This window comes from Loktanella sp. R86503 (assembly GCF_042466455.1).
Taxonomy (GTDB): Bacteria; Pseudomonadota; Alphaproteobacteria; order Rhodobacterales; family Rhodobacteraceae; genus Loktanella.
Map to the genome: position 1 here is coordinate 2,521,055 of NZ_JAXHCI010000002.1, position 21,458 is coordinate 2,542,512.

19 protein-coding genes, 1 tRNA gene and 1 riboswitch are annotated in these 21,458 nt (G+C 62.3%); of the genes, 11 read left to right on the forward strand and 9 right to left on the reverse strand.

Annotated features, from left to right (window positions below; genetic code table 11):
- Position 1 precedes the first annotated feature (1 nt).
- From SJY10_RS13390 to SJY10_RS13405, 4 genes are all read right to left on the reverse strand, one after another.
- Positions 2 to 2,437, reverse strand: a complete 2,436-nt coding sequence (locus SJY10_RS13390; protein WP_386684680.1) for a heavy metal translocating P-type ATPase — start codon at positions 2,435 to 2,437, stop codon at positions 2 to 4.
- Positions 2,438 to 2,500: 63 nt separating this feature from the next.
- On the reverse strand, positions 2,501 to 3,976 hold the full coding sequence (locus SJY10_RS13395; protein WP_386683436.1) for a PhnE/PtxC family ABC transporter permease: 1,476 nt from the start codon (positions 3,974 to 3,976) through the stop codon (positions 2,501 to 2,503).
- Positions 3,973 to 4,632 carry an ATP-binding cassette domain-containing protein gene (locus SJY10_RS13400; protein ID WP_386683438.1) on the reverse strand — a complete coding sequence of 220 codons (660 nt, stop codon included), beginning with the start codon at positions 4,630 to 4,632 and terminating at the stop codon, positions 3,973 to 3,975. The genes SJY10_RS13395 and SJY10_RS13400 overlap by 4 nt, the downstream gene beginning before the upstream one ends.
- Positions 4,632 to 5,477: a putative selenate ABC transporter substrate-binding protein gene (locus tag SJY10_RS13405; RefSeq protein ID WP_386683440.1), complete on the reverse strand. Its 846-nt coding sequence runs from the start codon at positions 5,475 to 5,477 to the stop codon at positions 4,632 to 4,634. Before SJY10_RS13405 ends, SJY10_RS13400 begins: the two co-directional genes overlap by 1 nt.
- Positions 5,478 to 5,647: 170 nt before the next feature.
- Here SJY10_RS13405 and SJY10_RS13410 point away from each other — a divergent pair.
- A tRNA-Arg gene (locus SJY10_RS13410) sits at positions 5,648 to 5,724 on the forward strand.
- A 162-nt stretch (positions 5,725 to 5,886) separates the two neighbouring features.
- Here SJY10_RS13410 and SJY10_RS13415 read toward each other — a convergent pair.
- Positions 5,887 to 6,669: a DUF4394 domain-containing protein gene (locus tag SJY10_RS13415; RefSeq protein WP_386683442.1), complete on the reverse strand. Its 783-nt coding sequence runs from the start codon at positions 6,667 to 6,669 to the stop codon at positions 5,887 to 5,889.
- 165 nt (positions 6,670 to 6,834) lie between these two features.
- Here SJY10_RS13415 and SJY10_RS13420 point away from each other — a divergent pair, with 165 nt between their 5' ends.
- From SJY10_RS13420 to SJY10_RS13430, 3 genes are all read left to right on the forward strand, one after another.
- Positions 6,835 to 7,479, forward strand: coding sequence for a sigma-70 family RNA polymerase sigma factor (locus SJY10_RS13420; protein WP_386683444.1), 645 nt, complete (start codon positions 6,835 to 6,837; stop codon positions 7,477 to 7,479).
- The gene (locus SJY10_RS13425) at positions 7,476 to 8,171 is read left to right on the forward strand and encodes an anti-sigma factor domain-containing protein (protein ID WP_386683446.1); all 696 of its coding nucleotides are present in this window, start codon (positions 7,476 to 7,478) and stop codon (positions 8,169 to 8,171) included. The genes SJY10_RS13420 and SJY10_RS13425 overlap by 4 nt, the downstream gene beginning before the upstream one ends.
- A gap of 219 nt (positions 8,172 to 8,390) precedes the next feature.
- Positions 8,391 to 9,461: a YeiH family protein gene (locus SJY10_RS13430; RefSeq protein WP_386683448.1), complete on the forward strand. Its 1,071-nt coding sequence runs from the start codon at positions 8,391 to 8,393 to the stop codon at positions 9,459 to 9,461.
- A gap of 49 nt (positions 9,462 to 9,510) precedes the next feature.
- Here SJY10_RS13430 and SJY10_RS13435 read toward each other — a convergent pair whose 3' ends face one another.
- The 4 genes from SJY10_RS13435 to SJY10_RS13450 all read right to left on the reverse strand — a co-directional run bounded on the left by SJY10_RS13435 (position 9,511) and on the right by SJY10_RS13450 (position 16,212).
- Positions 9,511 to 10,650 (reverse strand): YHYH protein, encoded by a 1,140-nt coding sequence (locus SJY10_RS13435; RefSeq protein WP_386683450.1) that lies wholly within the window; start codon positions 10,648 to 10,650, stop codon positions 9,511 to 9,513.
- Positions 10,651 to 10,766: 116 nt separating this feature from the next.
- Positions 10,767 to 13,877 carry an efflux RND transporter permease subunit gene (locus tag SJY10_RS13440; protein ID WP_386683452.1) on the reverse strand — a complete coding sequence of 1,037 codons (3,111 nt, stop codon included), beginning with the start codon at positions 13,875 to 13,877 and terminating at the stop codon, positions 10,767 to 10,769.
- A complete protein-coding gene (locus tag SJY10_RS13445; RefSeq protein WP_386683454.1) occupies positions 13,874 to 15,142 on the reverse strand; it encodes an efflux RND transporter periplasmic adaptor subunit in 1,269 nt (422 codons plus the stop codon). Before SJY10_RS13445 ends, SJY10_RS13440 begins: the two co-directional genes overlap by 4 nt.
- 158 nt (positions 15,143 to 15,300) lie before the next feature.
- Entirely contained in the window at positions 15,301 to 16,212 is a 912-nt protein-coding gene (locus tag SJY10_RS13450) for a LysR family transcriptional regulator (protein ID WP_386683456.1), read from the reverse strand.
- 105 nt (positions 16,213 to 16,317) lie between these two features.
- Between SJY10_RS13450 and SJY10_RS13455 the strand changes: the two genes are divergently transcribed.
- From SJY10_RS13455 to SJY10_RS13485, 7 genes are all read left to right on the forward strand, one after another.
- The gene (locus SJY10_RS13455) at positions 16,318 to 16,818 is read left to right on the forward strand and encodes a lactoylglutathione lyase family protein (protein WP_386683458.1); all 501 of its coding nucleotides are present in this window, start codon (positions 16,318 to 16,320) and stop codon (positions 16,816 to 16,818) included.
- 142 nt (positions 16,819 to 16,960) lie between these two features.
- Positions 16,961 to 17,061, forward strand: a riboswitch (TPP riboswitch).
- Positions 17,062 to 17,124: 63 nt separating this feature from the next.
- Positions 17,125 to 17,934: a bifunctional hydroxymethylpyrimidine kinase/phosphomethylpyrimidine kinase gene (gene thiD / locus SJY10_RS13460; protein WP_386683460.1), complete on the forward strand. Its 810-nt coding sequence runs from the start codon at positions 17,125 to 17,127 to the stop codon at positions 17,932 to 17,934.
- On the forward strand, positions 17,931 to 18,932 hold the full coding sequence (locus SJY10_RS13465) for an FAD-dependent oxidoreductase (RefSeq protein WP_386683462.1): 1,002 nt from the start codon (positions 17,931 to 17,933) through the stop codon (positions 18,930 to 18,932). The genes thiD and SJY10_RS13465 overlap by 4 nt, the downstream gene beginning before the upstream one ends.
- Positions 18,916 to 19,113 (forward strand): sulfur carrier protein ThiS, encoded by a 198-nt coding sequence (thiS, locus tag SJY10_RS13470; protein WP_386683464.1) that lies wholly within the window; start codon positions 18,916 to 18,918, stop codon positions 19,111 to 19,113. The genes SJY10_RS13465 and thiS overlap by 17 nt, the downstream gene beginning before the upstream one ends.
- Positions 19,114 to 19,116: 3 nt before the next feature.
- Entirely contained in the window at positions 19,117 to 19,890 is a 774-nt protein-coding gene (locus SJY10_RS13475) for a thiazole synthase (protein WP_386683466.1), read from the forward strand.
- A complete protein-coding gene (locus tag SJY10_RS13480; protein ID WP_386683468.1) occupies positions 19,887 to 20,483 on the forward strand; it encodes a thiamine phosphate synthase in 597 nt (198 codons plus the stop codon). The genes SJY10_RS13475 and SJY10_RS13480 overlap by 4 nt, the downstream gene beginning before the upstream one ends.
- Positions 20,480 to 21,454, forward strand: a complete 975-nt coding sequence (locus SJY10_RS13485; RefSeq protein ID WP_386683470.1) for a ThiF family adenylyltransferase — start codon at positions 20,480 to 20,482, stop codon at positions 21,452 to 21,454. The genes SJY10_RS13480 and SJY10_RS13485 overlap by 4 nt, the downstream gene beginning before the upstream one ends.
- The last annotated feature ends 4 nt before the right edge of the window (positions 21,455 to 21,458 follow it).

The following is a 21,458-nucleotide window of genomic DNA, read 5'->3' on the forward strand; positions in this document are numbered from 1 at the left end:
GTCAGCCAGCGCGGCGCAGGCGCAGCGCGTTGGACACCACAAGCACACTGGACGCCGCCATCGCACCGGCGGCCAGCATCGGCGACAACATCATGCCGGTGAACGGATATAGCGCGCCAGCCGCAACCGGGATCAGCGCGACGTTATAGGCAAAAGCCCAGAACAGGTTCTGCCGTATATTGCGCAGGGTGGCCCGCGACAGGTTCAGTGCCGTGCCCACCCCTGCCAGATCGCCCGACATCAGCACCACATCCGCCGTTTCGATCGCCACATCAGTACCGGTGCCGACCGCAATACCAACGTCAGCGGCGGCCAAGGCAGGGGCATCGTTGATACCATCGCCCACAAAGACCAGCGTACCCCCTGTGCGGCGCAGATTGTCCAAAGCTGCGACTTTACCTTCGGGCCGCACTTCTGCCACGACAGTATCGATGCCAAGGCTAGCCCCGACAGCGTCTGCCACGCTTTGCGCATCGCCTGTGATCAGGGCCGTGCGCAAACCCCGCGCTTTTAGGGCGGCGATGGTTTTGGCGGCGTTCGGTTTGACCGGATCGGACAGGCCCAGCACCGCAACCGCGACACCGTCGATTGCGGCGAAAACGGGCGTCTGTGCTAAGGCCGCAATCTGATCCGCGGCGTTTTGCAAGGCGCTGATATCAATCCCTTCCTGCGCCATCAGACGCGGCGCGCCGACGATCACAACCGCCCCGTCCACCACACCCCGCACCCCCATGCCGGTCAGGGCCGTAACCTGCGCCGCATCGGGCACGGTCAGCCCCCGCGCCTTGGTGGCTTTGACGATGGCGCGGGCAAGGGGATGCTCTGACGCGGCCTCTACCGCTGCGATTTGTGCCAGAACACGGTCTTCGTCCCGTCCGGGGGTCACGGTCAAGGCAGTCAGGTCAGGCGCGCCAAGGGTCAGGGTTCCGGTTTTGTCAAAGGCAATCACCGTCGCATCCGACAGGCGCTGCAGGGCATCGCCTCGGCGGAACAGCACGCCCAGATCAGCCGCGCGGCCCGTGGCGACCATGACGCTGACCGGTGTGGCCAGCCCCATAGCGCAGGGACAGGCAATGATCAGAACCGATACGCCAGCGACCAGCGCATAGGTCAAGGCGGGGGCCGGCCCAAATAGCAACCAAGCCGCGACGGTCAGCATTGCGACCGCCAGAACCGCCGGCACAAACCAGCGCACGACACGGTCGGCCAGCGCCTGAATAGGCAACTTTGCCCCCTGCGCGTCCTGCACCAGCCGCACAATTCCGGCCAGAACCGTCTGCGCGCCCACGGCCTGCGCCCGCACCCGCAAGGCGGATTCGCCGTTCACGGTACCGCCTGTCACGCTGCGACCGGGCTTCTTTTCCACCGGTGCCGGCTCTCCGGTGATCATGCTTTCGTCGACCCAGCCGGAGCCGGTCAGGACGGTACCGTCGACAGGCAAGCGCTCTCCGGGCCGGACGATCACAATGTCACCGACCACGATCGCATCTGTGGCAATTTCCATCGCAGCGCCGTCGCGTTCGACCTGCGCGGACTGCGGGCGCAATCCGGCCAAGGCGCGGATCGCAGCGCCAGCGCGTCCACGTGCCCGCGATTCCAGCCAGCGGCCCATCAGGATCAAGGTGACAATGACGGCGGCAGCTTCGAAATAAACGGCTTGCGTGCCAGCTGGCAGTAGGCCGGGCGCGAACAGCGCCACCGTAGAATAAATCCAGGCCGCACCCGCGCCAAGGGCGACGAGCGCGTTCATTTCTGGCGCGCCGCGCAGTAAGGACGGGATACCGTGAACAAAGAACCGGCGTCCCGGACCGATGAGCACAAGGGTCACAAGCACAAACTGTATGACCCATGACGCGGTGCGCCCTATGCTGCCGTCAATGGCGGCGGCCATGCCGGGGATGACATGACTGCCCATTTCCATGATGAAAACCGGCAGGGTTAGCGCAGCGGCAATCGCGGTGTCCCGCGCCAGAGCATGCTGCTCTGCCGCGGTGCGATCTTCTTGCGGTGCAGCGGGTTCGGCGCTGGCAGTATAATTGGTATTACCGGTGACACGCTGCGCAAGTTCCTGCGCCGTGACCGCGCCAACCAGCGCCGTCACCGTGGCGCGGCGGGTGGCCAGATTGACCTGCGCGTCTAGCACGCCGGGGGCCTTGGCCAAGGTCCGTTCGACTGTACCCGCGCAGGACGCGCAGGTCATGCCGTCCACCTCGATCTGGATCTGTGCGGTGGCGGCGGGATAGCCCGCGCGGGTCAGGGCCTGCGTGACGTCCGTCAGCGATGCCCCGTCCAGCGACAGCCGCGCCTGTCCGGTGGCAAAATTGACCCGCGCATCCCGCATACCGGGCAGTTCGGACAACGCACGCTCTGCCCTGCCCGCGCAGGCGGCGCAGGACATGCCGGTTACATCAAAGGTAAGATCGGCCGGGGTGCCCATCACGACAGCTCCTTTCGGTGTACTTTCTATCAAGGACTGCAAAGCGCCGGCGTCAAGGGTTGCCTATGTCGCAAGGCAGCGCGATGCCTCGATCCGCAGCGGCGGGCCGTCGCGCATGGCGCGGCGCAACCGCCGCGAAATCGTGTCAATCAGCAACGTCAGCAGGGCCGAAACGACAAGCAGCGCCATGACCCGGTCCATGCGCAGGGTCTGCACATTGCTTTGGATGTAAAAGCCCAGCGTGCCAATTCCAAGGAGGCCCATGATGGCGCTGTCGCGCAGGATGATTTCCCACCGATACAGGCATAGGGCCCAAAATGCGGGGGACAGGCGCGGGAACAAATCCCAAGCCCACAGCGTCACACCGCGCGGCGCACCGATGCGCTGCGGCAGCCCCGCCGCCTGACGGCCCAGCAGGTGGGCGATGATCGCGCCGTTGTGCAGGCCAAGCGCCAGAATTGCGGGCAGCATCGACGGGCCCAGCACTTGCAACAGCACAAAGGCGAGCATGTAATCAGGGATCGACCGCAGCACAACCAGTACGCCATGGCCGATCACGGCACCCGCGCGGCCCACCACGCGGGGCACGATGGCCGGAAACGCCACAGCCGCAATCAGCGCCGCGGTCGCCAGCGCAATTTGCGACAAGATCAGCGTGTCGATACTGCCGGGCAAGGCCTGCTGGGCGAAGACCTTGTCCAACCAGCTGCCCCAGCCGCCTCCGGTGCGCAGCGGGCTTGGCACGATACCTGTCAGGAAGCGCATCAGCGCGCCCTGCCCCATCGGCGGCGTCGGCAATACGATCAGTGCCGCGGCAGAGGCCGCGAGCATCAGCGGCACCAGCCGCCAGATCACCCAAAAGCGTAGTGGCAGGATCAGCGCGAGGAACAGCGCCAGCACGGCCGCAGCCTGACCGTATTGCGCCTGCTTGAACGCAGTCTCAAGCTGAAAGCCCAAGGTCGGCAAGCCGATAAACCCCAGCACAGCAGACGAGCGCAGACCGCATTCCAAACGATAGAGCGTATAGGTCCGCATCTGCGGCAGCGCCTGCGGCAAACGGACCCACAGCAGCGCCGTCAGGCGCGGTAAACGGCGGCCAAGCGGCGCGCTGGCGGCGGCGTCTTCCAGGTATTCGGAAAAGACCTTGGCAAAGATGCCCGCATAGGGCAGCCCGATGGCCAGCACGCCGGTCAGGGGCGATAGCCCCGTCAGGCCCAGCAACAACAGTGCCCAGAACAGCTCGTGCACGGACCGCACCGCGATGCAAGTCAGGCGCACGGCGGCGCGGCTATAGAACGGGGCGAGCAGCAGGCCCAGAGCCGCCCCCAGCCCCACGCCGCAAAAGGCAAAGGCAACTGTCAGGCCGGTCGCCCGCAACAGGCCCGCGATATCGGAAAAGTCAGGATGCACGATCCCCTGCCCGATGGCGCGCAGCGTCATCCAAGGGTCAGGCCTCATCGCGCCAAGATCGGCAAACCAAAGCGCCACAAGGGTAAGCGCGGCAAAGCCCGCAAGCACATGACGCCGCCGCAAATTCATCGGTAAAGCTGTAGCAGATCGTCTGCGCTTAGATCGGACGCAGGCGCATCCACGGCCACCCGCCCCTGCCGCAGACCAATGATGCGCGTCGCAACCCGCAAGGCCTGATCCACGTCATGCAGCACCAGCACGCATGTTGAAAAGGCCCCCAGCAGATGATCCAGCAAGGCCGCGCCTTGTTCGGGGTCAAGCGCGGTGACCGGCTCGTCCGCTAGCACCAGCGCACCGCCGCGCAGCATGGCACGGGCCAGCGCGACTCGCTGCCTTTGCCCGCCCGATAGCTGGGACACGGCCCGCCGCCCCAGACCATCTAGGCCGACGATGTCCAGCACCTTTGCCACAGTCGCCCGTTCATCCGCACGCGGCCAGATCAGCGTGCGCAGGTTGCGGGCCGTGCCGTGATCATCCAGAACCCCCATCCACACGTTGTGAAAAACGGACAATGGCCCGATCAGCCCATGATCCTGTGGCACCAGCGCCAGCCGCACCTGTGCGCGGTCGTGAAGCGCGGTCAGCAGTGTGCTTTTGCCCGCGCCGCTGCGCCCCAAAATTGCGATGCGTTCACCTTTTGCAATCTGCAAAGACACATCGCGCAGCGCAAGCTGGCCACCCCACCCAAGGCTTTCGCCCGTCAGCGTGACCAGCGGCTGTGTCATCAGTCGATCAGGTCCAGCGCGCGGGCCGTATCCACGATGGGCTGATACAGCGCATCATCAGCCGCGATGAAAGCGCTACGCGGGAAGGATTCCAGCAGGGCCGGATCTTCCATGCCGATCAGGGCCGCCTGCACCTTGTCAGCAAAGCCGGCACCAAAGGTGGCATCCACGTCGCCGCGGATCGTCCAGTTGTAATCGGGATAAGGCGGCGTTTCCCAAATGATCGAGGTCGCAGCAGCCTCTGGCGTCATGTCAGCGACGGCGGTGTCATAGACGGAATAATTCAGCGCACCGATCTCGTAAGCGCCCGATGCCACCAAGCGCAGCGTCTGGCCGTGATCGCCGGAAAAGCCGACATTAGAAAAAAGCTCTTCGGGTGATTGGCCCGTTTCGGCACGGATGTAGAATTCGGGCATCAACCGGCCAGAGGTCGATGTTTCAGCGCCGAAGGTAAAGCTGCGTCCTGCCAGATCGGGGAACGCGGGGTCCAGCGTCAGGCCGGTGTCCTTATTGGCGATGAAATAGGTAACGAAAGTTTCGTCCTCTGCGCCTTGCGCAATCGCGTGGGAATTAGGCACAGCGATGCGCGCCTGCACACCGGACAAGCCGCCGAACCAGCCCAGTTGGATCTGGTCGTTGGCAAAGGCAGTCACAGCCGCGGCATAGCTTTTGACGGGCACATATTGCACGTCAACATCCAGCGTATCCGACAGATAATCCGCCACAGCCCCAAAGCGTTCAACCAGACGGGATTCGTCATCGTCGGGAATCGCCGAAAAATAAAGCGTTTGCGCCGCAAGCGGATGTGCGGACAAAACAAACAGTCCAAGCAGAATGTGTTTCATGGGCGGCTACCTTTCATGACAGTTACGCCCTCATAACGCGCTCTGCGATCCGGTGTCACGGGGCCTGCTCTTGGAATAGTGCAATCTTGCCGGGAATTTCAGGTTTTACCCCAGTTTGATGCGCAACCCGCTTGCCAAGCGCCCCCCGACCCCGCAAAACACGCCCGTGCGGTCCCGTAGCTCAACTGGATAGAGCAGCCGACTTCTAATCGGCAGGTTGAGGGTTCGATTCCTTCCGGGATCGCCATGTCAGACACCGCGCCTGCCATCGCGCAGGCAGGTCATACCGCCTGCACGACGGCTATTGCTGCCCATTACATTCCCGATCAAGCGCCGCTTGGTATGATCCGGACAAAAAAGGCGCGGCCTTTTGCAAGGCCGCGCCGGTTTGCGCAACGCAAACTGCCGATTACATGGCAGGCATGATTGTGATGTCGCGGATCATGCCATCGACGCCTTCGATCATGCCCGCTTCGGTTGCTGCACCGCTTTCCAGATCGACGGAATACAAGGTTGTGCCGTTCACCAGCCAGCCGGTGTTTTCCATGGCATCGGTCGTCTGGATGTCAAAAGCATAGTTCGCCTCTGGTGCCGCGATGCCCAGTTTGCCTATGGCACCCAGCGTGCCGTCGTTGGGCGATACCTGCTGGATCACCGCAACGATCGTGCTGTCGATATCGAACATCGCCGTGCTTTCCGGCTTGCCAAAGCTGTTGATATAGGCGGCCGCAACGATGGCAGGGGTTTCACCGACGTGCATGTCGCCTTCCTGCCAGTCAAGGCTGCCGTCGACGGTGACAGCGCCGGTGTCCACGTCAACGCGGTGGTTGGTCGTACCGGTCATGAAACGCAGCTTGTCTGCCATCGGGTTGAAGTCAACGATGACGGGCTGATCGGCTACCGGCAGCGCTGTATCCATCGTCGCCATTTCCACTGCTTCGCCTGTGGCCGGGTCAATGCTGACAATAACCATATCTGGGGTCACACCGACCAGCGTGTTGTTGGACGGGCGCAGATCAACACCCAGCAGGCTGTCAACGCCGGTCACATCCATCGTGCCGGACACGGCCAGCGTTTCGGTGTCGAACATCACCAGGGTCTTGTCGCCCACAAGGCCAATGGCCGGGGCGGCAAAAGCGGCCGACATGGACAGGGTCAGGGCCGTGGTCGAGAAAGCTGCAATACGAAACATGGGTTTTCCTTTGTCTGGGTCTGCAAAAGTACGGCGTCCATCGCCGTCCATAATCCGAAGACACGCGGCTTCTGAAATTGGATGCAGAAAAGTGCAGAAAAATTTGCATCCATCCGGCGCGCGGCTGTGTCTTCGTTTTGAAAGGCCGGTAAATTGATGCAATACATGACGAATACACACGGCATCGCCATGACCATCGGCGGGCGATGCGATGCCCTGATGCCTGTGCGAAAGGACCGCGCCTTGACGGAAACAGACACCTCTGCCCGGGCGGACCGGTTGCGGCGCGCCTTGCTTGACTGCGCGGCAGGGCAGCAACGGGGGATCGATGCGATCCTAGAAAGCGACGGCGGCCAGTTGCTGGGCACAGCGCACCGCATCCTTGGACGGCGTGACCTTGCCGAAGAAGCCTTGCAGGACGCCATGGTTCAGGTCTGGCGCAAGGCGGGACAGTTCGATGCGCAAACCGGGTCAGCACGCGGTTGGATTTATGCGATCCTGCGTAACCGCTGCCTGAATATCCTGCGCGATGGCAAACGCCTGACTGTACTGTCCCCGGCCGACCTTGCGGCGCTGCAGGAACACCGCCAACAGATCGTACCCACCCAAGGGTGGGAAATATTGGCCGGCACCAGCCGCCTGCGCGACTGCCTGCACGGTCTTGATGGCGCAAGCCGCCATGCCATCCTGCTGGCCCACGTCGCCGGATGCAGCCACGCCGAAATTTCGACCCGTCAGGATGTCCCTCTTGGCACGATCAAATCGCTGATCCGCCGGGGCCTGCAGGCATTGAAGGAGTGTTTGTCATGACCGACCGCGCACAAGAAATCACCGCCCTGGCAGATGAATATGTCCTGGGGTTGTTGTCCGAATCCGAGGATGTCTTGTTCGAAGCCCTGCTAGGCCATGATCCCGCACTTGCAAACCGTGTCGGTGCATTGCGCGACACAATGCTGCCTTTGGATCTGTCAGCACCGCAAGTTCCGCTCGCGCCGGACTTTGCGGCGCGTGTCCGCCGCGCCCTTCCGGCAGCGACAGGCGCGGCCCCGCGCAAGGCCGCAAATCTGACCTCTGCGCCGAAGGCATGGTTACCGGGTCTGATCGCGGCCTCTGTGGTCGGTGCGGCAATCGGGTTCGGCGGCGCAGCCTTGCGTCCAGCACCCCTGCCTACGGTTGTTGCCGTGCTGGTCGACGACAACGGCGTGCCGCAAGCCGTGATTGACGATTACGGGAACGACACTGCAAATGTCCGATTTGTCGCGGATATTACCGTTCCTCCGGATCGCAGCCTGCAGGTCTGGACCCTGCCCTCGGCTGAAATGGGGCCGACATCGCTCGGCACCCTGAACGCCGCCTCTGCCGCAGCCCTGCGGTTCGCCGATCTTCCAGATCCCGGTGCACAGCAACTATACGAGGTAACGCTGGAACCGCTTGGCGGATCACCCACCGGGCGCCCGACGGGTCCGATCATCGGCAAAGGCTTTGCCGCAAGCCAGACTTGAAGCCATCCGGGCCAGCGTGGTCCTACGCCGCACATTGCTCGCACAAGCGGGCTTACGATGGGAAAGCAGGCCCCCTGCAACACAAATTTGGCCTTTGACCTTGAACTTTTAAGTCAAGCAAAAGCTGGCAGCCTTGTGCACCAGCTGTGCCGGATGTAGCCCTCTGATTGCGCGGGCATGGTGTCACGCCGCTTGCAGCCCCCAAGATCAAGGCTTCCTATGTCCCATTCTGACGATACCAATGCGCCATCTTACCCGGCAACCGATCCCGCGACAGGGCCATTGGCAGGCCCGGCAACCGGCCCCGCCGCGCGCATGCTGGCTTGGATCGAGGTAAACCGCGGCGGTATCATTCTGGCGGTGACGGTCGCCCTCGCGTCTAGCTTTCTGGCGGAACACTACAACGCCCCCGCCATGCTGTTTGCCCTACTGATCGGCATGGCGTTCAACTTTATGACCGACACCCCCCGCACGTTGGAGGGGATCAGTTTCTGCTCTCGCACCCTGCTGCGGATCGGGGTGGCTTTGCTGGGTCTGCGGCTGACCTTTGCGGATGTGTCGCAGCTGGGCATCACGCCGATCGTCGGCGTGGTGGGCATGCTGGTGCTGACGCTGCTGGGCGGCGTCATCTTTGCGCGGCTTTTCGGGCGCACGACGGCGTTCGGCCTGCTGACCGGCGGGTCCGTCGCGATCTGCGGTGCATCCGCTGCCATGGCGATTGCGGCAGTCCTGCCCAAGAAGTACCTGAAAGAAGAGGATATCTTGCTGACCGTCGTCGGTGTGACCGCCATGTCGACCATCGCGATGATCGTCTATCCCATGCTGTTCACATGGCTTGGGCTTGCGGATGTCGAAAGCGGCTACATGATCGGCGCGACAATTCACGACGTCGCGCAGGTCGTCGGCGCGGGCTATTCGGTCAGCGACACGGCAGGCGATATCGCGACCTTTACCAAGCTGTTGCGGGTGGCGCTGCTGCCTGTCGTCCTGCTGGTCGTGGCGCTGGTATTCCGCAAGGATGCGGGCGGCACCGCGGGCCTGCCATGGTTCGTCGTCGCCTTCCTTGCGCTGATGATGGTGCGCAATTTCGTGCCCCTGCCGGAATCGCTGCTGAACTTCGTCAACGATGCATCCCGGTTCCTGCTGGTCGTCGCGATTTCGGCGCTTGGGGTCAAGACATCGCTGCAAAAGCTGTTCGCGCCGGGGGTCAAAGGCCTGGTGCTGATCGCGGTGGATACGGTGTTCCTGCTGCTGCAGGCCATCATCTTTGCCCATATCTTTTTGCTATAGGTGAAACGGCGATCAGCCCGGCCCGTGCTGATCGCCGTGATACAGGCCCTTAAGGCCGTCGCGGCATCGCTGCCTGCAGATCGTCCAAAGTGACGTTCAGCCGCGCCGCCACTTTCGCAAGGTCAGCATCACGGCCGCCCTCTGCCTGCAGCGCTGCTTCCAGATCGGCCAGATCAACGCCCAGCGCCTGTGCGACGCCTGCGAAATCGGGGCCACCCTGACCGCCCCCGGCAGGTCCACCGGCAGAGCCGATGCCCTGTTCCGATGTCGTTGCAAAGTTGTCCTGTGCGACGACACCCATCAAGCAGGTCGGCAGGTTCGGAAAGCTTTCGCCCGCATGATAATGGTAAACCTCTTCCGCGCTGCCCGGTGTCGCGCCGATATGGCCGCCGCACTGGTCCAGCCCAACCGGTTCACTGCCATCCGCCTCAAGCGAGCCGAACATCGCAAAGCCGTCAAAAGCATAGGCAAACTGCGCGGTCTGGTCCTGCGGGACATTCGCACAGCTGGCATCTACGCCATCGGTGTCAAAGACCGTATCGATATCCGTTGCCGTGGCGTGCCAGTGGTACCAACCACCCGGATCAACGTGACCGCCGCAGGTATCCAGCGCGGGCATATGACCCGTTTCCAGCACACTTGGCGCATCCGCAAAGATTGGCACACCGTCCAGCGCGATCCCGACTTTGGCAACCGTGCCAAGCGATGTCGGCTGATCTGCCAGAACAGGTGCGATCGGGATCAGGGTTGTAATCGACATTTCGCTGCGCTCGTCCAGCGATCCGGCGATGCATTCATGCTCTGCCTCCGGGCCTTCGACGCGGATGTCAAAGACGTTCACAACGCCGTCTTCGTCGTAAAAGGTATAGCCAAGACCCGACAACATTTTCAGATAATCGCCGTCGATGCGATAAAGGCCAGCGTCCTGTCCATCCCAGTTCCAGATACCGCCGACATCGTCCAACGTGGCAGGGCAGAACGGCCCAATGTTCAGATCATCGGGCACAAACTTAAGCGTATAAGACGCACACTGCGCCGCATCCCCGTTTTCAAGCGTGCAATCCACGATCTGCGCAGGCTGCTTAAGGGCGTTTTCGGCAATGCTGTCCACATCCGAATGGGCAAAGGCTACGGCGGGGGCCAGACACCCTGCCGCCATAAAAAGTGAAGTCGTCCATGCGCGCGTCATCCTGTGTCTCCTGTCAGGGTCTGCGTCTTAAACGCAGACCCCGTCAATTTTTGTCGCTATTACAGACAATATTTATGACTATGACTGATGCCGCCGGTCACTTTTGCTGTCTTGGGTCATTCTGCCGCGACCGGTGCATCGGCTTGCTGTTCATTCTGCAGCCGTTTGGACGCCATTCCCGGCTCTGACCCCCAAACGGCGATCCAGCGATAGAACACCGGCGTCAGGAACAGGGTAAAGACCGTTGCAAAGCCCAGCCCGCCCACGATAACCCAACCGACGGCGATACGCGCCTCTGCCCCGGCACCAGAGGTGAGGATGAGCGGCAGGCCGCCAAAGACTGTCGACACCATCGTCATCATCACGGGCCGGATGCGCAGGGCCAGCGCATCGCGGATGGCACTGTCGATATCCTGCCCCGCCTCGCGCAGTTGGTTGGCGAATTCAACGATCAGGATGCCGTTCTTGGCCATGACCCCGATCAACATCACAAGCCCGATCTGGCTGTAATAGTTCAGCGACCCGCCCGTCAGCTTGATCGCGAACAAAGCTGCCGCCAGACCGAAGGGCACGGTTAGCATGATGACAACGGCGCTGGCGATGCTTTCGAACTGTGCCGCCAGGACAAGGAACACAACCAGAAACGCCACGCCAAACACGGTATACATCGCCGATTGGCCGTCCGTCAGGGTCGCCGCCTCACCGGTAAAGATGATGCCCATATCGTCCGGCAGAACCTCCTGTGCGATTGTGGTCAGCTGCGCCATGGCGCTGCCCAGATCGACGCCTTCGGCAAGGTTGGCCTGCGCTGACACGGCCAGTGACCCACCTTGGCGGGTAATGCTGGACTGGCTGACCACCGGCACCAATGTTGCCGCAGAGGACAGCGGAACGAAGCTGCCGCCGGGCAATTGCAAAAAGATGCCCTCAATATCGCTTGGATCGTCGATCGGCACCCCGCCCGCGACGACATTGACGTCGGTTTCCGTATCATCCTGAAATACGGTGACGGCTACGCTGCCCTGAACGATTGTACTGACGGTTTGCGTAATCTCTGCCTCGGTCAGGCCAAAGACTTCGGCCATTTCGGGGTCAACGCGGACTTCGTATTGTGCCTGCACATCATCGCCCGACAACTGCGCATTCACGAAACTGTCGTTGCCGCCCATGGCCGCCACCAGGGCATCGGCCGCGTCGGTCATGTCGTCGACATTGTTGCCGGTAACCGCGAACGAAAGCCCCTGCCCCGCGCCGCGAATGTTCAAGCTGTTGGTCGAGCGGGCACTGACCTGCACACCAGGTACGCTGCTAAGCTTGGCATTAATTTCGGCAACCAGCTCTGCCTGCGACCAGTCACGATCCGCCCAGTCCGGCAGGCGGACGACGATAAAGGCACTGGTGCCACCGCCAACGCCGATGATGCTTTGCACCACGTCGATCTGGCCGCTTTCGCGATAGGGATTTAGGATCGCCTCGATCTGGGCGACCTGCGCGTCCAGATAGGCAACGGTCGTATCAGACGCGCCCCGCGCCTGAATCAGGAAAAAGCCCCGGTCTTCTTCGGGTGTGATGCTTGATGACAGGGTCTGCGACGCACCGGCCGCGATGATGGCAAAGCCCATAGCGACCGTCAGGACCAGAATGGGCGCGCGGATCGCCCGGTCCATGACCGCGTCAAACCAACGCGCCGCGCGGCCCTTCGGCTTCGGCTCTGATTCCGCCTTACCCGGCTTGCCGGGGTCCAGAAACGCGGACATGACCGGCGCAAGTGTCAGCGCCGTCAGCGACGACAGCGTCACGGAAAACGCAAGCACGAAGCCGAATTCACTGAACACGCCCCCGGCCTGTCCCGGAAGGAACGAAATCGGGATAAATACGGCGGCAAGTGTCGCCGTAGTCGAAATTACGGCAAAAAACACCTCATTCGTGCCCGCGGCGGCAGCGGCAAAGGGGCCTAGGCCCTCTTTGCGTTTGCGCACGATGTTTTCGATCACCACGATGGCGTCATCCACGACCATACCTGTCGCCAGCACAAGGGCCAGCAAGCTGATCGAGTTCACGGAAAAACCTGTGATCCAGATGGCTGCGATGGTGCCGACCAGTGACACAGGGATCGTCACCGCCGGAATGATCGTTGCGCGAGGAGAGCGAAGGAAGGCAAAGATCACCGCCACAACGATGACTGTGGCAAGGCCGATGGATTTGATCACCTCGTCAATCGAACCTTCAATGAAAACACCGTCATCGGATGCGATCAAAAGCTCCACCCCTTCCGGCAGGGTGCTGCGCAGATCGTCGACCGCCGCACGCACGGCCTGCGAAATTGTCAGGGTGTTGCCAACAGATTGCCGCGTAATATCAAGGCCGACCGCCGCCTGGCCGTTTACGCGGGTGGATACATCACTATCCTCTGGCACGACTTGCACGAAGGCCACGTCCGACACCCGGGTCGTGCTGTTAATGGCCACCTGATTGACGGTATCGACCGTCACCTCTGCGTTGCCGACCCGCAGAGCCAGGGTCTGTGCATCCGTTTCGACCGATCCAAGCGGTGTATCATCACGCAAGGATGCCAGCGCATCCGTCACGTCTTCGACGTCCAGCCCCCGGCTAAGCAAGGACCGCATATCAAGCGTGACGCGGAATTCATTCGAACGGTTGCCACGCACTGTGACTTCGGCGATGCCGTCGATGGTTGACAGGCGGTCATAGACCGCACCTTCGGCGATGGCTGTCAATTCGTCAAAGCTGGCATCCCCAAGCAGCGCCAGACGGATGATCGCATCCGCATTGCTGTCGCTTTTCGTCACGCTGGGATCGTCGTCGATATCGTCCGGCAATTGCCGCAACGTGGCTGACACGATCTCTCTGGCTTCGTTGGCAGCGACGTCGACGTCGGTGCCTTCCGACAGGTCAATTGTGATCCGGCTCGACCCAGTGGAGGAGCTGGATTCCATATAGGACAGCCCTTCGAGCGCGCTTAGCGCGTCTTCCAGGACTTGGGTGATTTCTTGATCCACGGTTGACGGCACTGCGCCTTCGTACTCGGTGCGTACGGACAGGACCGGCTGATCGACGTCAGGCATTTCGCGCACGTCAACGGACGACAGCGCCGCCAGACCTGCGATCAGGATCAGCAGATTCAGCACGATCCCAAGTAAAGGCCGCGCCACGAACAGGTCGGCAAAGCCTGACTTAATCAGGCCCTTTTTCATCGTCCCGCTCATGTCGGATCACCGGCCGGCGCGGTTTGCGCACTGGCATCAGCCCCGACACGTGCACCCCCTTCGGCCGGCGCGCCGCCTCTTGGTCCGCGCCTGACGGCATCCGGCGTCGTAATTGCCGCACCCTCGCGCAGCTTTTGCGCCCCTTCAGTGACGATAGCCGTTCCGGCGGGAATATCCGCATCGATCCAGACGATATTATCGCGGCGATACAGGATCGTCACAGGGACCTGTTCTGCCGACCCGTCCGCATCGACCCAAATGCTGGATCCCGTCCGGGACCAAGTGATCGCCGTCGACGCAATGGCTGGCAAGGGGTCGGTTTCCTGCATGATGCGCACGGCAAAGGTCATGCCGGGCCAAAGTTCCTTGCTTGCATTGTCGATCCGCGCCTTGACGGTCACGCTGCGGGTGACGTCATCCAGACGGCTGTCAAAGGACACGACCTCGCCTTCAAAATTGCGTCCCGTAAGGCTGGGCGTGCTGGCGAAAACGGTCTTTACGTCCTGCAGAACGCCAATCGCGCGTTCTGGCAATTCGAATTCCACCAGCAGGGCTTCGTCATCGTCGATCGTAACGACCACCTCATTGGCGGACAGCTGGTCACCGACTTCGACATCACTAAGCCCGAGCTTACCTGCGATGGGTGCGCGCAATGTGCGATCATCCAGCGCAACCTGCGCCAGACCGACATTTGCCTGTGCCAGCCGCTGGGCAATGCGTGCATCAGACAACGTCACGTCCGTCACTGTCGAATTGCCACTGGCGCGCAACCGGTCGTAACGTGCGACTGTCTCATTGGCCTGATCCAGCTGGGCCTGCGCAATTTCCAGATCAAGCGTCTGAGTGCGCGCATCCAGTTGCACCAGCACGTCACCTGCGGCCACCGTTTTGTTGGCACTCAGGTTCACTTGCGTCACTTCGCCGGCCGCGTCGGCGACGACATCCGCACTTCGCAGCGCTGTGGCAGTGCCAAGCGCGTTCAAAACGACTTCATATGGTTGCAATTCTAACGGCGTTGTCACCACGGTCGTTGTCCGGTTGCCGCCGCCGGGACGCCCACCGCCACCGGGGCCACCGCCCCCGGGACCTGCACCACCGGGCCCCCCAGCGGAACCCCCAGCGGCCGTCGGCCCGCCGGCGGCGTCGTCCGTTTGCGCCGGCGTGACATTCACCAAACTGGCAATTCGTTCAGGCATCCCGAAAGCCGCAGAATAGATCGCAAACAAAACTGCAACCGCAAGTATGACCGAAAGAATTCTGCGCACGCGCTGTGCCCCTTATGTCCAAAGATATATCCGGGCTTGAACGCACCGCGATGCATCTTCCGTCGCACATCGATGTAAAAAGGTAAGGCAACAGTGTTCACATGACTGTCAGGCAGGTCGTTGTGCAGGGTGCGCTGCCCAAAATTACTAAGCTGCGCTTACCTTTTAGGCATTCTGTCCTGCCCAAGTGGTGCCGCAGCAGCTGCAATGATATCTCTGGCATAGGTCAGGCGCGCCGGCATGCTGCCCCCGCGCCGCGCCACAAGCCAAAGCGGATGCCGCCGCCGCTGTGCCAACTGCACGATCTTTAGCAGATCCTTGCGGCCAAAGGCTTCGATGCCGCTGCGCGGCAGCAGGGTATAGCCGATACCCTGCGCGACCGGAGCCGGTATCTGACCGATCTGATTGACAAACCCCCGCATCCGCAACCGGTCGGCACCGGTATATTCGCCCGGAAAATTTAGATGCAGCAGATCGTCTGCATAGGCGCTTCCGTCAGGATGCCCGATCATCCCCCGCGCCTGCAAATCGGCAAAGGCAGGCGGCGCATCGGGCGCATCCGCCGGCAGCACGAGGCAAAGCTCTTCCTCGCCCAGATGGCTGGCGTGTAGGCGCGGGTGTCCGGGGTCGGCATCCAGAACGCCCAGATCAAACAGACCGTCAACCAATCCTGCCAGCACCTGCGCTTGCGGGGCTGCATGCAGGTTAATTGCTATATCAGGCGCATTTTTCATCCAAGGCAACAGCGCAGGATAAAGCAGCATGGCAAAACTGCCCGAACAGGCGATGCGAACCGTTCCGCTGTCGGGATCGTCAGCTGTGATGGCGCTACGCAATGCATCCTCTTGCGCCCGCCGCGATTGGCCCATGGCAAAAACCGCTTCCCCCGCCGGGGTCAGGTTGAAACTTTTGCCCTGACGGGTCATCAGGCTCTGGCCGATCTGATCCTCCAGCTTGCGCAAATGTTGCGACACGCCGGGCTGGGTCATATTCAATCGCATCGCCGTGCGCGTGAAATGACCGGTTTCGCAAAGCGTGGTAAAAGTTTCCAGCCAAGTCGCATTCAGCATGTCAAAACCAAATATTTCGTTATGATTTTTTAGACATATCATAATTTCCAATTACATGCACCCACCGCTATCTGAAGTTCATTCCACCCCAAAAGGAGACTTCAGATGTCCCAGACACCCCGCACCTTTTCCCATATCGGCCTGTCCGTTCCCGACCTTGACGCTGCCGTAAAATTCTATGCCGACGTGCTTGGCTTTTATGTTGTGATGCAACCCACCCTGGCCACCGAAGACGACAGCGCCATCGGTGTGATGTGCACCGATGTGTTCGGCCCGGGATGGGGATCGCTGCGCATCGCCCATCTTGCCACCGCCGATGGCACCGGCATCGAAATCTTTGAATTCCCTGGAAATTACGCACCCGATGAAAAGCTGGAACACAAGCGTCACGGTACCTTTCACTTTGCCGTCCAAGACCCCGATGTTGAAGGTCTGACCAATGCGATTGTCGCCGCGGGTGGTCGCCAGCGTATGCCGATCCGTGAATATTTTCCGGGCGAAAAACCTTACCGGATGGTCTATGTCGAAGATCCCTTTGGCATCGTTTTCGAAATCTACAGCCACAGCTATGAACTGACCTATTCCGCCGGCGCCTACGCATCGTGATGCAACACGGCGGCGCGCACAGCCCTGCGACATCCGGTTGCAGGGCGGTAGGCAAGCGCAACCATTCCGTGGTTGCAGCCGGCCAAGGGCGCAGCTAACCTTTGATCAAATCGCCGCCCCAAAGCGGGCGCGGCACATCACATATTATCCGTCGGGGGGCCCCTTGGGGCTGAGAGGTGCACGCACCGACCCGTCGAACCTGATCCGGGTCATACCGGCGTAGGGAACGGGTAGCGCGCACCAGCCAAAGGGGCGTATTCCCGTTTTTTGACGTCGGCATTTCCCAACTATTGGAAAGTTGCCGCCGTGAACACTGCTCTACCCATCACCTTGACGATTGCCGGATCCGACAGCGGTGGCGGCGCTGGCGTGCAGGCCGACATCAAGGCGATGTCTGCCAATGGTGCCTATGCTGCCAGCGTCATTACTGCGGTGACAGCCCAGAATACCCGTTCCGTCACCTGTGTGCATGAAATCCCCCCAAGCGTGGTTGCAGCGCAGATCGCGGCGGTGCTGTCCGATCTGGATGTGCGGGCGGTCAAACTGGGCATGTTGTTCTCTGCGCCGGTCATCGCGGCGGTTGCGGACGGGCTGACGCAGTTCAGCGGCCCGGTTGTCCTTGATCCGGTCATGATCGCCAAATCCGGCGACGCATTGCTGCAGGATGCCGCTGTCGCCGCCATGATCCGCAATCTGCTGCCGCGCGCTGCCCTGCTGACCCCCAACCTGCCAGAGGCCGCCCGCCTGCTGAACACCGCCCCCGCTGCGACCGCGGCAGAGGTCATCGCCCAAGGCAAGCAACTGCTGGACCTTGGCCCGCAAGCCGTTTTGATGAAAGGCGGCCACGCCGAAGGTGCGATCTGCACCGATATTCTGGTCGGTCCAGACGGTGTGATGGCGACGCTGAAGGCCCCCCGCATCGCCACCCGCAACACCCACGGCACCGGCTGCACCTATTCTGCCGCGATCACGGCGCAGCTGGCACGGGGGCTGGACCTGACCGCCGCCGTGACCGCTGCCCACGGTTATCTGCAAGGCGCGATCAAGGCGGCAGATCAGCTTAATGTCGGCGCAGGGCATGGTCCGGTGCATCACTTCCACGCGGTCTGGGCATGAGCGCCGGTTCCGTTACTGTCATCGGCGCGGGGGTCGCCGGGCTTTGCACGGCGCGTGCCTTGCTGGATCGCGGCGCACAGGTCACGATGATCGACAGACATGCGGCCCCCGGCCCCCACGCCTGTTCGTGGTGGGCGGGCGGCATGCTGGCCCCATTTTGCGAAAGCGAAAGCGCCGAGGAACCCGTGGTGCGCCTAGGCCAAGAGGCGGCGGACTGGTGGGCTCGCCATACTCCGTCGGTGCAGCGCAGCGGCTCGCTTGTCATCTCTCCTGCGCGGGACCGGGCGGAACTGGCCCGCTTTGCTAAGCGCACAACAGGGCACAGCACCGTGGACCAAAGCGCCATCGCCGCGCTGGAACCCGACCTTGCCGGTCGGTTCACCAGCGGGCTGTTTTTCGCACAAGAGGCGCACCTGCCCCCCCGCACCGCGCTGGCCGATCTGCGCGCTGGCCTTGTCGCCGATGGCTGCGCCTTTCAGATCGCCGACGCACAGCCCGAAGATTACGCGCAGCGCGGCCTGACCATCGACTGCCGCGGTTATGCCGCGCGGGATGCGATCACCGATCTGCGCGGCGTAAAGGGGGAAATGCTGATCCTGTCCTGCCCGGATGTGTCGCTGTCCCGCCCTATCCGTCTGCTGCATCCACGCGCGCCGCTGTACATCGTGCCGCGCGGGGATGGCATTTTCATGCTGGGGGCAACAATGATCGAAGGGCGCGCCGGACCGCACATCACAGCCCGCGCCCTGCTTCAACTGCTGTCCGCCGCATATGCCCTGCACCCCGCCTTTGCCGAGGCAGAGGTGATAGAGACAGGCGTCGACAGCCGCCCTGCCTTTGCTGACAACCTGCCGCGCATTCGCCGCAGCAGTAACCTGATCCGGCTGAACGGGCTGTTCCGCCACGGGTTCCTGCTTGCCCCCGCTGCCGCCCGCATGGTGGCGGCTCTAATATTCGACAACCAAACACCAGAGGTGATGGATGAGACTGCAGCTTAACGGCGCGCCGATCGAAGCGCAGGCCACAACCCTTGCTGACCTGCTGGATGCCTATGGCTTCACCAATGCAAAGGTGGCCACAGCGGTAAACGGCAAATTCGTCGCCGTCAGCGCGCGCCCTGACTATGCGCTGACAGACGGCGATCAGGTCGAAATCCTTGCGCCGATGCAAGGGGGCTGAGGGATGCGTGATTTCTATGGCACCGCCCTGCCCGGCGGTTTAATGCTGGGCACCGCGCAATATCCCTCGCCCGCGATCCTTGCCGACGCCTTTCGCCGCAGTGGGGCCGGTGTTGCCACTGTGTCCTTGCGCCGCGAAAGCGGGCAAGACCGTGCGGGTCAGGATTTTTGGCGGCTGATCAGTGATCTGGGCGTGCGCGTTCTGCCCAACACCGCAGGCTGCCACACGGTAAAAGAGGCGGTTACGACCGCCCACATGGCCCGCGAAGTGTTCGACACGCGCTGGATCAAGCTAGAGGTCATCGGCGACGCCGACACCCTGCAACCCGATGTCTATGGCCTTGTCGAAGCCGCGCGTATCCTGACCGCCGACGGCTTTCAGGTCTTTCCCTATACGACCGAAGATCTGGTCGTCGCGGACCGGCTGCTGGATGCAGGATGCGAGGTTCTGATGCCCTGGGGGGCACCTATCGGGTCGGGGCGTGGGCTGAATAATATCTTTGGCCTGCGGGCCATGCGCGCCCATTTTCCGGATGTGCCTCTGGTGATCGACGCAGGCCTTGGCCTGCCATCGCAAGCCGCACATGCGATGGAACTGGAGTTCGACGCCGTGCTGCTGAACACCGCCGTCGCTGCAGCCGGCGATCCCGCCGCGATGGCAGAAGCGTTTGCGCTGGCAATCCGCGCCGGACAACTCGCCGCGCAGTCAGACCCGATGGAGCCGCGCGACATGGCCGCACCCTCCACCCCCCTGCTTGGAAAGGCGTTCCTTGGATGAGCCTTGATCGTTTCTATCCTATCTTAGACAGCGCCGACTGGCTGGAACGTCTGGTCCCGCTGGGCATCAAGCTAGTGCAACTGCGGATGAAAGACGCAAGTGAAGCCGTGCTGCAGGGTCACATCCGCCGCGCCAAAACGCTCTGCGCCGCGCAGGGCTGCACGCTGGTCATCAACGATCACTGGCGCATCGCGATAGATGAAGGTTGCGACTGGCTGCACCTTGGTCAAGAGGATCTGGACACCGCTGACATACCCGCAATCCGCGCCGCTGGCCTGCGCCTTGGCGTCAGCACCCATGACCGCGCCGAACTGGCCCGCGCGCTGACTTTGGACCCCGACTACATCGCCCTTGGCCCGATCTATCCGACGATCCTGAAGCAGATGAAGTGGCACGCGCAAGGCGTGGACAAGCTGACCACATGGCGCAACCTGATCGGTCAAACGCCCCTGATCGCCATCGGCGGCATGACCGTTAACCGCGCGGCGGGGGCCTTTGCCGCTGGGGCAGACACGGTGTCCGCCGTGACGGATATCACCCTGAACCCGGACCCAGAGGCGCGGGTCCGCGCTTGGCTGGCGGCCACCCGGTGAGCCGCTATATCCGCCAGGAAATCCTGCCCCAGGTCGGCCCCGCAGGTCAGGCCGCCATCCGCGCAGCCCGTGTGCTTGTCATCGGTGCTGGCGGGCTGGCAGCGCCAGTGCTGCAATATCTGATTGGGGCTGGCATCGGTCATCTGACGCTCGTCGATCCGGACACCGTGTCCCTGTCCAACCTGCACCGGCAAACGCTGTTTCGTATGGATGACATCGGACGGCCCAAGGTGGACGCCGCCGCCGCGACACTGCGGCAATTGAATGACGACTGCTGGATCGAAACCGTGCAGGCCGCCCTTGATCCGGCAAATGCCGCTGTGCTGACTGCTGGCCACACCCTTATGCTGGACTGCGCCGATAGCTTTGCCGCCAGCTACATCCTGTCTGACGCCTGCCTTGTCGCCGGGGTACCGCTGATCAGCGCCTCGACCCTTAGATTTACCGGCTATGTCGGCGGGTTCTGCGCCGGTGCGCCGTCCCTGCGTGCCGTGTTCCCCGACCTGCCGGACCGCGCCGCCAGTTGCGCGACCGCAGGCGTGATGGGCCCCGTTGTCGGGCTGATCGGGGCGGCGCAGGCGCAGATGGCGCTGGCTGTGCTGATCGGACAGACCCCTTCGCCGCTTGGGCAGATGTTGCAGTTCGACATGACCAGTTTTCGCGCCAGCGGCTTTCGTTTTGACACAGCGCCAGAGCCCAGCGCCGATTTTCGCTTTATCGCCCCCGCGCAGATTGGCACCGCCGATTTGGTCATCGACCTGCGCGATACCCAAGAAGCATCATCCCCCGTCATTCCCACTGCCCTGCGCCTAACCAACGCGCAAATCGCAAATCAGTCTTTCCCTAATACGGGCCGCATCGTTTTCGCCTGCCGGTCCGGCCTGCGGGCTTGGCAGGCAGCCAGCACGGTGCGGGCCAAACGGGGCGGCGAAATCTCACTCATTGCATGCGGCGATACGCCGGACATTTGAAAGG

Excerpts from the sequence above, each read along its gene's own strand:
- thiS (WP_386683464.1), top strand. The coding sequence starts at position 18,916 with ATGAGACTGCAGCTTAACGGCGCGCCGATCGAAGCGCAGGCCACAACC.
- SJY10_RS13430 (WP_386683448.1), top strand. The coding sequence starts at position 8,391 with ATGTCCCATTCTGACGATACCAATGCGCCATCTTACCCGGCAACCGAT.
- SJY10_RS13405 (WP_386683440.1), bottom strand. The coding sequence starts at position 5,477 with ATGAAACACATTCTGCTTGGACTGTTTGTTTTGTCCGCACATCCGCTT.
- SJY10_RS13475 (WP_386683466.1), top strand. The coding sequence starts at position 19,117 with ATGCGTGATTTCTATGGCACCGCCCTGCCCGGCGGTTTAATGCTGGGC.
- SJY10_RS13435 (WP_386683450.1), bottom strand. The coding sequence starts at position 10,650 with ATGACGCGCGCATGGACGACTTCACTTTTTATGGCGGCAGGGTGTCTG.
- SJY10_RS13395 (WP_386683436.1), bottom strand. The coding sequence starts at position 3,976 with ATGAATTTGCGGCGGCGTCATGTGCTTGCGGGCTTTGCCGCGCTTACC.
- SJY10_RS13420 (WP_386683444.1), top strand. The coding sequence starts at position 6,835 with ATGACGAATACACACGGCATCGCCATGACCATCGGCGGGCGATGCGAT.
- SJY10_RS13450 (WP_386683456.1), bottom strand. The coding sequence starts at position 16,212 with ATGCTGAATGCGACTTGGCTGGAAACTTTTACCACGCTTTGCGAAACC.
- SJY10_RS13425 (WP_386683446.1), top strand. The coding sequence starts at position 7,476 with ATGACCGACCGCGCACAAGAAATCACCGCCCTGGCAGATGAATATGTC.
- SJY10_RS13465 (WP_386683462.1), top strand. The coding sequence starts at position 17,931 with ATGAGCGCCGGTTCCGTTACTGTCATCGGCGCGGGGGTCGCCGGGCTT.
- SJY10_RS13400 (WP_386683438.1), bottom strand. The coding sequence starts at position 4,632 with ATGACACAGCCGCTGGTCACGCTGACGGGCGAAAGCCTTGGGTGGGGT.
- SJY10_RS13415 (WP_386683442.1), bottom strand. The coding sequence starts at position 6,669 with ATGTTTCGTATTGCAGCTTTCTCGACCACGGCCCTGACCCTGTCCATG.
- SJY10_RS13455 (WP_386683458.1), top strand. The coding sequence starts at position 16,318 with ATGTCCCAGACACCCCGCACCTTTTCCCATATCGGCCTGTCCGTTCCC.
- SJY10_RS13480 (WP_386683468.1), top strand. The coding sequence starts at position 19,887 with ATGAGCCTTGATCGTTTCTATCCTATCTTAGACAGCGCCGACTGGCTG.
- SJY10_RS13440 (WP_386683452.1), bottom strand. The coding sequence starts at position 13,877 with ATGAGCGGGACGATGAAAAAGGGCCTGATTAAGTCAGGCTTTGCCGAC.
- SJY10_RS13390 (WP_386684680.1), bottom strand. The coding sequence starts at position 2,437 with ATGGGCACCCCGGCCGATCTTACCTTTGATGTAACCGGCATGTCCTGC.